The 12,393-nt window shown below is 57.0% G+C and carries 12 protein-coding genes; 5 read left to right on the top strand and 7 right to left on the bottom strand.

The window, feature by feature from the left end; genetic code table 11:
* Window position 1: 1 nt before the first annotated feature.
* Genes DA792_RS00530 through DA792_RS00540 form a run of 3 tightly spaced genes read left to right on the top strand, consistent with a single transcriptional unit; the run spans window position 2 to window position 1,732 of the window.
* Window positions 2–571, top strand: a complete 570-nt coding sequence (locus DA792_RS00530; protein WP_107717439.1) for a transporter substrate-binding protein — start codon at window positions 2–4, stop codon at window positions 569–571.
* Complete coding sequence (locus DA792_RS00535; RefSeq protein ID WP_107717441.1) at window positions 552–1,139, top strand: transporter substrate-binding protein; 588 nt, start codon at window positions 552–554, stop codon at window positions 1,137–1,139. Before DA792_RS00530 ends, DA792_RS00535 begins: the two co-directional genes overlap by 20 nt.
* A 53-nt stretch (window positions 1,140–1,192) precedes the next feature.
* Window positions 1,193–1,732 (top strand): ANTAR domain-containing response regulator, encoded by a 540-nt coding sequence (locus tag DA792_RS00540; RefSeq protein WP_254679209.1) that lies wholly within the window; start codon window positions 1,193–1,195, stop codon window positions 1,730–1,732.
* A 450-nt stretch (window positions 1,733–2,182) separates the two neighbouring features.
* Here the strand turns inward: DA792_RS00540 and DA792_RS00545 are convergent, their stop codons facing one another.
* From DA792_RS00545 to DA792_RS00575, 7 genes are all read right to left on the bottom strand, one after another.
* Window positions 2,183–3,631, bottom strand: a complete 1,449-nt coding sequence (locus DA792_RS00545; RefSeq protein ID WP_107717944.1) for an aldehyde dehydrogenase family protein — start codon at window positions 3,629–3,631, stop codon at window positions 2,183–2,185.
* A gap of 76 nt (window positions 3,632–3,707) precedes the next feature.
* Window positions 3,708–4,979 carry a TRAP transporter large permease gene (locus DA792_RS00550; protein WP_107717445.1) on the bottom strand — a complete coding sequence of 424 codons (1,272 nt, stop codon included), beginning with the start codon at window positions 4,977–4,979 and terminating at the stop codon, window positions 3,708–3,710.
* Complete coding sequence (locus tag DA792_RS00555) at window positions 4,976–5,482, bottom strand: TRAP transporter small permease (RefSeq protein ID WP_107717447.1); 507 nt, start codon at window positions 5,480–5,482, stop codon at window positions 4,976–4,978. Before DA792_RS00555 ends, DA792_RS00550 begins: the two co-directional genes overlap by 4 nt.
* A 56-nt stretch (window positions 5,483–5,538) precedes the next feature.
* Window positions 5,539–6,510: a TRAP transporter substrate-binding protein gene (locus DA792_RS00560; RefSeq protein WP_107717448.1), complete on the bottom strand. Its 972-nt coding sequence runs from the start codon at window positions 6,508–6,510 to the stop codon at window positions 5,539–5,541.
* 21 nt (window positions 6,511–6,531) lie between these two features.
* Window positions 6,532–8,181: a bifunctional 3-(3-hydroxy-phenyl)propionate/3-hydroxycinnamic acid hydroxylase gene (locus tag DA792_RS00565; protein ID WP_107717449.1), complete on the bottom strand. Its 1,650-nt coding sequence runs from the start codon at window positions 8,179–8,181 to the stop codon at window positions 6,532–6,534.
* 1 nt (window position 8,182) lies between these two features.
* A complete protein-coding gene (locus DA792_RS00570) occupies window positions 8,183–9,040 on the bottom strand; it encodes a fumarylacetoacetate hydrolase family protein (protein ID WP_107717451.1) in 858 nt (285 codons plus the stop codon).
* Window positions 9,041–9,053: 13 nt separating this feature from the next.
* Entirely contained in the window at window positions 9,054–9,905 is an 852-nt protein-coding gene (locus DA792_RS00575) for a VOC family protein (RefSeq protein ID WP_107717454.1), read from the bottom strand.
* Window positions 9,906–10,175: 270 nt separating this feature from the next.
* Between DA792_RS00575 and DA792_RS00580 the strand changes: the two genes are divergently transcribed.
* A complete protein-coding gene (locus DA792_RS00580; RefSeq protein WP_107717456.1) occupies window positions 10,176–10,934 on the top strand; it encodes an IclR family transcriptional regulator in 759 nt (252 codons plus the stop codon).
* A gap of 163 nt (window positions 10,935–11,097) precedes the next feature.
* A complete protein-coding gene (locus DA792_RS00585) occupies window positions 11,098–12,381 on the top strand; it encodes an ABC transporter substrate-binding protein (protein ID WP_107717458.1) in 1,284 nt (427 codons plus the stop codon).
* Window positions 12,382–12,393 lie beyond the last annotated feature (12 nt).

Consider the following 12,393-nt stretch of genomic DNA (forward strand, 5'->3'; position numbering starts at 1 on the left):
GATGATGGCAGAACCAAAAATCAAGGTAGGAGTGCTGTTTTCCCAATCCGGCCCCATGGCTGTCACGGAAGAAGCCCTTCTGCGAGGGACGCTCCTCGCAATCGAGGAGATCAATGCGGCGGGCGGTATCGAGGGTATGCAGATTGATCCCATTGTCCTTGACCCCGCTGGTCATGATCAACGCTATGCGGAACTGGCGACGGAGCTGCTACTGAAGCACAACGTCAATGTCATTTTCGGGTGCTGCCTTTCTGCAAGTCGCAAAAGGGTTCTGCCCGTTGTCGAACGGTTTAACGGTATCCTCTTTTATCCCTCGGTCTATGAAGGTTTCGAGTATTCCCCGAACGTGATCTATGGTGGCGCTGTACCGAACCAGCTTGTTCTGCCGTTGATGCAACACATCTACGCCGAACAAGGCCGGAAAATCGCGCTGATCGGAACAGACACTCTTTATGCGCGGGAAATCAACCGGATCGTCAGCGAGTTCGCGGCGGAAAGTGACACAGAGATCGTCAGCGAAATCTATCTGCTTCGGGACCGGTCAGCAGGAAATGGCAGCAAAGCTGCGTGAAACAGCGTCAAAGGGTCCAGATGCTATCCTTTCGACTGTGGTTGGCGGCGACAGTGTCACCCTCTGCACGTGCTATGCCGATTTGGATCAGAAAGACCGCAAGGCACCGATTGCGTCATTGACGACCACTGAGGCCGAATTGGCAAAAGTCACGGAAAACGCGCGGGCCGGACACCTGACCGTGGCCCCGTATTTCAGCAGTACGCAAACGGATGCCAATCGACAGTTTCTGAAAATTTTCCGCGCCCGTTTTGGCGAGGACGCAAGTCCGAGTGTGTATTCTGAAACCACATACTCGCTCGTGCATTTTTTTGCTGATGCGGCGCGGGTGGCCGGTCAAACCGACAGTGCAAGCCTGCTGTCGGCTTTGTCCGGAGCCGTTTTCAAGGCCCCCGGCGGCGACCTTTCCATTGATCTGGACACCAATCACTTCACCCTGCGTCCACAAGTTGGCCGCTCAACCGCCGAGGGACAATACGATATTGTCTGGAGCAGCCCTCAAAGTATCCGCCCGGACCCGTACCTCGTCGCCTATGATCGCAGTATCGGCGAGCTGGCATCGGCATGACTGGCAGCGTCCCAAGCGACCAGAGTTTGCTTCGTCGGCTTCGAAGAAAACGAGTGTTGGTCATCCATCCAGATGATGAAGATCGCCGGACCTTGCTCGCGCAACTCAGGCGCATCGGGTGCCAGACAGAGAAACTGTCTCGCGCGCCTGATGTTCTACCTGCGGATACCGATGTTGTGTTGTTTTTGTTGTCCCGCAACGAGTCCGGCGACGCAGTAAAATGGATGGCAACCGCTGATGCGATCACACGCATCGCCATAATCTCTTACGAAACGCCGGAAATTTTATCCGCGCTCGAACGCCTTCAGGTTCATGCGGTTCTGTCCAAGCCGATTAGAATATTTGGTGTGCTGGCCGCGTTGACAACCGCCGTCAGTCTTGCCCAACACGAAGGGCGGCTTCAACAACGGGTGAAGGCGCTTGATGAAACCCTCAAAGCAAGGCGGCGGATAGAGAAGGCGGTCGCCATCCTATCCGAGAGACATCAGATCACCGAAGAGCAAGCGTACAAACGTCTTCGCGACAAAGCGATGAAAGTCAGCTCGCCTATTGCCGAGATCGCGGATGCCGTGATTGCCTCGTCTGACGTCTAAATGGTTCTATTTGTGTTTTCATACTGCCCTCGAATTTTTGGCCAGTGCTGATCATAATTTACGAAAGCCGCCATTCAGATCAAAGCAAGGAAAGTCCCGCTCTGACGACCTTGGCACAGGCCGTGGTGAAGGTCAGAATTGCTTGACGTTTGGGCCAATAGTGCATGACGCGGCCGCTAAATGGGATTCAGAAAATCCGCCGCATTGAGCCAGAGATGCGCGACGTTCCACACCTTCTGTTGCGGTCTTGCCCAGCGGTGGACCTTTCGGCATTGAGCACCCATTTGGCATGGCCGCAGGTGCGCTGCGCACCACGCAGAAACCCTTCTAAGGTCTTGTATTTCCAATCGACTAGGCCGTGTGCATTGGCATGTGGACCTGTTCCAATTTGATGGTTCTGCCGATTTGGGGGGCGGCAGACACCGGTTTTTTGCGGGTATAAGATCGAAATCACCGTTGGACCGTGACCAGATGGTCGGTGGTGAATTCTTCCACAATCCAATGACCGTTGAACCGTCCAAGCCCCGAATTTTTTTCGCCACCGAACATCACATGCGGGTAGTCGTGGATCGTGATGTCGTTGATATGCGTCATCCCCGCTTCGATACCTTGGGCAAAGCGCAGGCCGCGCGCTTCATCCCCGGTGATGATCGCGCTGGACAGCCCGTATTCGGTGTCATTGGCGAAGGTGAGGGCTTGCGCTTCATTGGCGGCGCAGATCACTGGCGCGACGGGGCCGAAAATTTCGGTCTGGGCCAGACGGGAGTCATTGGTCACACCGGCGAAAACATGGGGCGGCACAATCCGACCGTCGATCTCGCCGGACACACGAAGGTCGAACCCCTGCTGTCGACCGGACTCGATCAGGCTGGTGACTGATCGCACCTGTGCGGTGTTACAAAGCGGTCCGACCATGGTGTCAGGGGCGTTTGGATCGCCGTATTTAATCCCGGACACGGCAGCGCAATAGGCCTCTAAGAAATCGTCATGCAGCGCCGCATCGACAATGATCCGGTTGGTGCTCATACAGATTTGCCCACAATGCAGGAACCGCCCGACCAAAGCGGCCTCGACCGCCATGCCAAGATCGGCATCGTCAAGGATCACAAGAGGCGCGTTGCCGCCCAATTCCAGCCCGAGTTTTTTGAGCCGGGTCGACCCGGCGGCGACACGGGCGATCCGTTGGCCGACTTCGGTGGAGCCGGTGAAACTTATAATGCGCGGCACCGGATGGGCGCAGAATGCGTCACCGATCTCGGAGCCCGCGCCAATCACCACGTTGAGCACACCCGCGGGCAGGCCAGCCTCTTCGTAAATCTTCGCCAACAAAAGCCCACCTGTCACCGGCGTGTCACTTGCGGGTTTGAGCACAACGGCATTGCCAAGCGCGATGGCGGGGGCCACCGAGCGGTTCGACAGATGCAGCGGGAAATTCCACGGGCTGATCACCCCGATCACGCCGACAGGTTTGCGGTACACCCGCGCCTCTTTGCCGGGGCGGTCAACCGGCATGATCAATCCGTGCATCAGGTAAGGCAGGCTTGCCGCCTCTGCCATGCCCGCATGGATCGCCTCGAATTCAGCGGTGGCTTTCATCCGGGTTGAGCCGGATTCGCGAATGACCCAGGAAATGATTTCTTCGCGGCGCTGGTCGAGAAGCCTCAGAGCCCGATGAAAAATCCCGGCCCGCTCTTTCGGCAGAGTCATGGCCCAGTCGCGCTGCGCAATTCGCGCCGCCTCATAGGCGCGATCAAGATCGTCACACCCGGCCATGGCAATTTCGGTCAACAGCGTATTGTCATAGGGGTTGCGGTCCTCAAGCACGCGCCCGGCCGTGCCGGAGACCCACTGGCCATTGATGTATTGCCCGGTAAAACCGTCATAAGCTGGCAATGTCATATGCGTTTCCATGTTTTTCTCTGCCCTTTCGCAGGAGCCATCATGCCCGTTCCCTTGGATGTGATGGGTTATGTGATTATAAACCGACCGCCGCAGGCAGCCAAACGGAGAGGGCGGGGAGCAAAATGATGACGATCAACACAAGGACGAAGGCGCCGAGAAAGGGCAAAGCCCCGCGGAAGACCTCCATCATTTTCAGTCCTGTCGCCTCCATCGCGATGTAAAGTCCCGGTCCAACGGGCGGAGAGACGAGCCCGGTCAAGGTTGATATGGCCAAGACCACCCCGAAATGCACAGGATCGACGCCGAATTGCGTCGCAATCGGCAAAAGCACCGGCACAGTCACGATCAACACGCCGATGCCATCGAGGAACATGCCGAGAACGAACACAGCCACGCACACCAGCACGAGAAAGCTCACGGGGCCAATGGCAACCGATGCGATGCCCTGAGCCAACATGTCGGGCACGGCCTCATAGGCCAAGGTCCAGCCCAAAAGCGTGGCAAACCCGATCAACATGATGATTGAGGCCGAAGACAGGACGACACTTTTCATGACCGGAACGAAATCTTTGATCCCGAGGCGGCGATAGACAAAAGCCGCCAAAACGAAAGCCACCACGGCGGCCAAAGCCCCGGCTTCGGTCGGGGTCATCGCGCCGGAGACCACGCCCGAAATGATCGTGAGCGGGATGAGGCCGGGCAAAGCATCCGCCATGATCTCGCGCCAAGTGCCACCGGGAAGACGACTTTCGTCCACCTCGGGCAAATGCGATTTCGACAGCCAAACGGTGACGAAAAACGCGGACATCAAAAGCAACCCGGGGATCAGCCCAGCGATGAACAGGGCGGCCACCGATTGATAGGCCAAAACGCCATAGATGATCATCAACATCGAGGGCGGGATGATCGGACCCAAAAGCCCCGTGGCCACGGTCAGCCCGGTGGCAAAGGGGCGTTTGTACCCCTGACGTTCCATTTCCGGCACGATAGAACGCGACATGATCGCGATCTGTGCCGTGGCCGAGCCGAGGATGGCGGCAGCGAAGGCGTTGGTCAGAACATTCACAAAGGCCAAGCCGCCCCGCATCCGTCCGACAAGGCGCATGGAAGAGCGGATCAGCCGTTCGGTGATACCGCCCCGGTTCATGATCTCGCCCACAAGCATGTAGAGCGGGATGGCCAAAAACCCGTTGGCTTCCACGCCTTTCACCGATTGCACAAGGAAACTGTCGAACAGGATCGAGGCATCGTTGGACCAGGCAAAGACAATGGCCGCCATCAGCAATAGAAAGACGATGGGGAGCCCAAGACACAAAAAGATAAAAAAGGCCGCGAGCGTGATCATGCTGTGCCCTCCTGTGGTTCGGGGGTGCGCCCCGGCCAGGTTTGCAAAAGCTGAACAAGCTGGTGAAAAACCAGAAACCACAATTCCGTTGTCACGATGGCATAGAGCAGCGCCCGCGGCAGACCCAGCGTGGCAGATCGTTCGATCCAAACCCACGGCACCGCGAGATAGCGGATCGCAAACACCGCAAGCGCGGCGGCCAGCACAAGCACAACACCGCGCATAGCCCATGCAATACGGACGTGGGTGCGCGGGCTAACGCGACCGCCGAACAGATCAATGGTGATCAAACGACCTTCCGCGACCATAAGGCTAAAGCCTGTAAAGGTGGCGACGATCATCAGAACGAGGGCCAGTTCTTCGGCAAAGAAAAGCGGCGACTGAAGCAGGTATCGAAAGATCACCTGTGCGATGAGGATCGCCGCCACACCTGTCATGGCAAGCACAGCGACGGCCCCTTCAAGACGCACCAAAAAACGATCCAACAGTTTGAGAAATGTCATGGAAATCTCCTGAACGAGAGCGGGGCCCCAGAACGCTGTGTCCGGGGCCTTAGCACTCAGTTCTGATTGGCCTCATAAAAACGACGGATCAAAGGATCGCGGTCAAGAAAGGCGTCACGGACTTTTTCACCAGCCTCGGCCAAAATCAGATCGTCGAGTGTTGTGATGTCCGTCCCATCTGCGGCCAGTTTTGCCAAAATCGCGGCCTCTCCCGTGGTCTGGGTCGCAATTGCCCAGTCTTGGGTTTGGGACACGATCTTGGATACCTGCGCCTGTTCCTCTGGGCTTAGGCTGTTCCACCACCGCCCGGAGGCGAGGATGGCCGCCGGGAACGCCATGTGGTTGGTTAACACAAGGTGGGGCGCTTGTTTTTGCATCTGAAGCCCCATGACGATGTCGATATCCACATCGACCGCGTCGATGACGCCGGTGACCAGAGAGGGCATGATTTCGGGCAGGGGCAGAGCCGTGGGGGCCGCACCAAGTTCACGCCACCAAGCGTTGAAAATATCATTTGGAAAGGCGCGCACTTTTAGCCCGGACATTTCCGCGACCGAGGTGATGGGCCGGGTAGACAAAAGATGGCGTTGGCCGGGAAAGACATAGCCCAGCCCTTTGATCCCCTGAGCGTCCAGACGGGCGAGCATCTCTTGCGCCGGGGCGCTTTTGGCCGCCTGTCCGGCCTCTTCGAGCGTGGCAAATTGATAGGGTAGGAACCACGCAAGAAACGAGGGATCGCGATTGGCGAGATCGCCGACCGGGATGATCGCAAATTCGATCGCGCCGCTTTGCAGCAAGGATAACACGGTCGGTACATCGCCCAGTTTGTTGGCCGGGAAAACCTCAATCGTGTCATCCGCCCCAACGGTGGCAAAGGCCTCTGCCATATGCCGGCCGGATTTGGTCATGATGTGCGGTTCGGGGGTGGGCGTCGAGAGCTTCAGCTCTCTGGCTTCGGTCGCCGCGCCTGCTCCAAGAGCAAGACACAGCGCCAGTGCGGGCGCAATCAGTCGGTGTGTGCGTTTCATTTTTTCCTCCCTTATGGTGTTTTAGATGGCCGTTGCGCGCAGCTCCTCTTCTGTCGCGACAGACTGGTGATCCGCTGTGTCGAGCGGGGTCGTCAAACGTGCAATCATCGGCAAAAGGCTTGCGATCTGTCCGATGGGCTCAATCGCCGCCACATAGCGGTCTCGACGCAACAAAAGCCCATGCCCGAGACAATCACGGAATGGAGGTTGCGAGAAAAAGCGACTTTGATCGCGCAGGATTGGGAATGAGGCCGCCACCGGGTTCATCCATTCCGGTGTGAGACCGATGACCTCGGCCCCAGCGTTGCGCAGCCGCGCAAGGAGGGCTGCATCCATGGCCAAATCCGGCGTTTCGTCAAAGATCAACACAACAGGCCGATCCGGCAGACTGGTGTCCAGCAATTGCTCCTCACGATTGAGCGTACTGACCAAGGGTTGCGGGATCATACGGCCCACAGCCCCGGCACCAGCACCGGTTGCAACCGGGCGGATCAACCCGTCCGAGAACTTCGGTTTGGGTTTGTATTTCATCTGTGCAACATAGTCGCGCGCCGGACCGTAAAGGCCCAAAAGGCGAAATCCCGTGCGGATCGCAACACCGCGCAGCACAGAGTCGGGCATCATGATTTTGCCCATCTTAAGCGCCAGTTCGATCATCGACCAAGCGTGTGGCTTGCGCTCCGTCTGGTAGCTGTCGAGCAATGGCTCAGGGTCTTTCATGTTCAACGCTTCAGCCAGTTTCCATGCCAGATTATGTGCATCGCGCAAGCCGCTGTTCATGCCTTGACCCGCGAAAGGCGGGGTCAAATGAGCGGCGTCCCCTGCCAAAAAAACCCGTCCGGCCCGCCAATGTTCGGCGATACGCGCATGGAACGTATAGACCTTTTGACGACGGATCGGTTCGTCGCGGTCTGGTCCCGTTTCTGACAGAAGTTTGCGGGCAAATGGCGTGCGTTCTGCCTCTTCCGCCGTTTCACCGGGATTGAGTTTGAACTCATACCGGCGAATGCCACGCGGGCCGGGCAGGGTGATGGCCGACCGCCGGGGCGCGCAGAAGACTTCGGTATGGAAACAGCGGCTTTTTGTGGTTTCCAGATCGACGATGAGCCAAGGTTCCGCGAAGGTGGAGCCTTCCATTTGAATGCCAAGTGCCTTGCGGACATGCGAGCGGCCGCCATCGGCGGCGACCATATAGCGGGCGCGGATCACCCGTGTTCCGCCAGCCTCCGTTACCGTTGCCGCGACGTGATCCGCACTCTGCTCAAAGTCGGTCAGGGCCACACCAAACCGGGCATCGACGGACGGATGACGGTCTAAGGCCCTGCGCAGGGTGGCTTCAAATTCAGGTTGTTCAAAGGCGTTGCGTTTGTCGAACCCGTATTCTTTGATGAAAGGTTTGACTGCTGCAAATTGCCGACCCGAAGGACCGCGATACAGTGAGCCATAGCCCTTCGCCGTGATGGCGGCGACCTCGGTGGCAAGACCTGCGGCTTGCAAGGCCCGCATGGACTCGTCGTCGATGGACACCGCGCGCGGCTCCTCTACGGTTGTCTCGTTGCGCTCGATGAGAATCGTACTCATCCCCATTTCGCCCAAAAGATTGGTCAGCAAAAGCCCAGTGGGGCCTGCCCCGATGACGAGAATATCGGTGTCCAGCGATGTGCTCGTCATCTCAAAGCACACTTTCTGCCGCGATCGGGTTGATGAGCGTGCCGAGCATGCCGATCTCGATCTCAACCACGTCGCCGGGCTTCATGTAGAGCTGCGGCTCGCGGCGGTCGCCGACCCCGCCTGGCGTACCGGTCAAGATGACATCCCCCGCCGACAGCGGCGTGTAGGTGGAGATATAGGCGATGAGACGCTCAACCGGGAAAATCAGATCGGACAGAGTGGCCTGCTGCATCACTTCGCCATTCAGACGCGTCTGGATCGGCAGCTTGGTGTAATCGCCGACCTCATCCGCGCTCACCATATAGGGGCCGAAACCGCCGGTGCCGGGGAAGGTCTTACCCGGACCGAACTGATGCGTGTGACGTTGCCAGTCGCGGATGGTGCCATCATTGTAACAGGCATAGCCTGCCACATGGGACAGCGCGTTCTCCTCGGAGATATTGCGCCCGCCGCGGCCGATGATCACCGCCATCTCGCCTTCGTAATCGAGCTTGTCGGACACGGTCGGCATGATCATCGGCGCGCCATGAGCGATCTGACTGTCGGCATAGCGCGTGAACATGGTCGGATATTTAGCGTCAGGCCGTTTGGTTTCCGCCCGATGGGTTTCGTAGTTGAGACCGACGCAGAGGATTTTTCCGGCATCGGGCAGCACGGGCAAAAGCGTAACATCCGAAAGGACAAAGTCCGGCGCACGCCCCTCCACATAGGCGGCTGCCGCGTCCATGAGATCGGCCGCGATCAGCGCCTTGAGACTTTTGATCTCGGGGCTGAGTTTGCCCGCGAGATCAACGATGCCACCCGGAACCACGGCACCCACGCCGCTTTCGCCCAGACGGGTAAAGCTAATGAATTTCATTCTATCTCTCCGATCACGAGCGCAAAATGGCGCGGCCCCATTTGTTAAGTGTGCGCGGGTCTTGTGGCCAGTCGATCACCTCGCGGTCGTAGATGGTTTCCAATTCGCCGGAAATTTCGATCCAGTTGCCATCCGGATCGGTGTAGAACACGAACAGGTTGTTGCCCGGCCCGTGACGCCCCGGCCCCCAGGTCAAAAGCACATCATTGGCGGCGAAACGGTCGCAAAACTTTTTGATATTCTCAAAAGTGGCGGCCTCATAAGAATGGTGATCCACGCCCGTGCGATCAGATTTGAAACAGGCGATGGTATGGTGCTCGTGGTTCGTTGTGGTGAAGACAGTGGCCAGATCGCCATTTTCATGCAGCACCCGATCTGAGAGGAAAAAACCGAGCTTATCGACATAAAACTCTTTGAACCCTTCAAGGTTCTGGGTGGCAAAGGTCAAGTGTTGGGTCGGGGCATGGATGCCTTCGCGTTCCGGCAGATAGGCGGTGGTGCGGTGCGTCGCGATCCCGAAACAGATCATATGCCCGTCATTGTCACGCACGGCAAATGCACCGTCCTCGAAATAGGGAGATACGTTGTCGAGGATTTCAACCCCGTTCGCTTCGGCCTGCGTCCGCTGTGCGGCAAGCACCTCGGCGTTGCGATAGGCCAGCCCTGCGTAGGCAAGTTTTTTGTCTTCGCCTTTCACCGCTACAAAACGGCGCATCGGGCCGGAGCAACGGAACTCGGTGTCAGAAATCTTTTCGACACCCATGTCCATATTGGCGGCGTAAAAATTGGCGAGACGCTCCGGATCGGAACTCTCGAAGGCGACGTGGTGCAAATAAGCTCCCGCCTGAACAGCATTGTGCGACATTATGTCCTCCCGTTTGTATTTTATAATTTATTGTTTATTTGAAGCAAAATGGCAAGTTACTTTTTTGTATTTTATCAAATAACGATAAAATAAGTAATTTATGAAAGTTTTTCCGTAGAATGTGCGGTGCATAGCTAGAGTCAAGTTCTGGCCATGCACAAAAGATACCGAATCTTAAAATTCGGGATTTACGGACTATTTGTTTCCTCATTCTCCCGATAAAAGAAAAAATCAAAGCTACAGAAGAGTGCAGACAGGACGGTCAGAAAGATGATGGGAATTACGCGTTATACACGGATTCTTGCCTTGTTCGACGAGGTGCATCCGGCTTGGACCGTCGCGGAAATTTCGGAGGCGCTGGAGACCTCTGCCAGCACGCTTTATCGGCTGATCCGGGAGATGGTTGCGGCGGATTTTTTGGAGAGTACGGTTGAATCGCAATACCGGCTTGGCCCGTTTTTCGTTGAGTATTATCGCCGGCTCCGGCTGACTGACCCTTTGGTGCTGTCGGGTGCAAAATTTCTGCGGCCTCTACTGGGGCAGATCCCCTGTCCTTGCACCACAATTTTGGCCCGCCTGTATGGCAAAACTGTGATGTGCGTCGCGGAAGAGCGCGCCAACACCGCGACCTTTGCCACCAGTTATGAACTCGGACGTCCCATGCCATTGCTGCGCGGCGCGACTTCGATGGCCGTGCTCTCGACTTTGCCAAAACGTCAGATCATGAAGCTGGTGTCTGAGGCGTCTGACGCGCCCAAAGATGCCGATACGCTTTACGCAGAATTCACCGGCATCCGTAAAATCGGCATCAGCGAGACCCATGGACAGGTTGATACCGGGTTGGTTGGAATTGCGGCGCCGGTGCGCAGCACGGATTTGGGCATCAATGCCTCGCTGTCCGTCATCATTGAGCAACACAACCTCACCACTGAAATTCGTCCCCACATTTACGCTGCCCTTTCTTCTACCGCACGGATGATCGAAGGCTTTATGGCAGAGCTTTCTGTGCCAGACGCTCACATCCCCTAGTCTCGGCGTATGCGCCAAAAATCAAAACTATAATTTATCAATATTATCGTATTTCGATAAATTTGGTATTTTATGTTTGACTAATAAATTATTTTTTGCAAATCCTAACAGTGCGACTCTGAAATGCACAAAACTTAAAACGAGTCGTTTTGGGAGGATTACCATGACATTTAGACCCACGCGGCGCGCAGCGCTGCTTGGCGGCGCATGCGCTGTCGCCGGAACGCTTACCGGCTTTTCCACCCGTCCGGCCTTTGCCGCCGGGCGACCCCTTAAAATCGGTGTTGTCTCACCCAAGACCGGCCCGATGGCCGCTTTTGCGGAACCCACCGAATTCGTGATGTCCCGCATTCTGGCGGCAACGGGTGGTGTGATCGAAAATGGCGGCGTGACATACCCGCTTGAGATCGTGGAACGCGACACCCAGTCAAACCCCAACCGCGCCGCCGAGGTTACACAGGATTTGATCCTGTCCGAAGGCGTCGATGTGGTGCTGTGCTATGGCGGACCCGAAAATGCCAACCCGGCTTCTGATCAATGCGAGTTGAACGGCGTGCCGTGCCTTGCCTCCGATCTGCCTATTGAGCCGTGGTTCTTTGGCCGCAACGGCGATCCGGCGGTCGGGTTTGACTATACCTATTGCGCGTTTTTCGATGTGGCGACCTATGCCGGGGCCATGTTGGCCTTTATGGACAAGATCGCGCCAGGGGGCACGGTAGGGGGGCTTTGGCCGAACGATGCCGATGGCGTTGTGCTGTCGCAAGCTTTCACAGATGGCTTTGGGGCCAAAGGGTATTCCATCGTTGATCCGGGGCGATTCGATCTTCCGACCTCAAGTTTCTCGACCCAGATTGCAAAATTCCGTGACAGCGGTGTCGACATCGTCCAAGGCATCATGCCGCCGCCGGATTTCACACTGTTCTGGACCCAATGCGCCCAGCAGGGGTTTCAGCCAAAAGCGGTGATTGCTGGCAAATCCTCGGAATATCCGGCCTCTGTTCAGCCTTTGGGTGAAAAGGCCGTAGGGGTGTCCGTGCCGATCTGGTGGACCCCGGATTTCCCCTATATCTCGTCTCTTGATGGCACCAGCGCCTTTGACACCGCACGCCGCTATGAGCTGGAGACTGGACGGCAATGGACCGCAGGTGTGGGGTCGCGCCATGCGATGTTCGAGGTGCTTATCAATACGTTGCGTCGTGCAACGGACCTCGATGACCCTGACAGCGTGCGTGACGCTTTGGCTGCGACCAAACTCGACACGATCTGTGGCCTGATCGACTTTTCAAACGGACCAGTGCCCAACAGTGCCAAACTTGGCCTTGTATCAGTGCAATGGGTCAACGCGCCGGAGGACTATCAGTTCCCCTATGACATGGCCGTGGTTGAAAACAGTTTTCATCCCACCGTGCCCGTTTCGCGTGCGCCGTTCCCGATCCCCTACAACTGATCGCACAGGACC

It is taken from the genome of Celeribacter baekdonensis (assembly GCF_003047105.1).
GTDB classification, from domain to species: Bacteria; Pseudomonadota; Alphaproteobacteria; order Rhodobacterales; family Rhodobacteraceae; genus Celeribacter; species Celeribacter baekdonensis_B.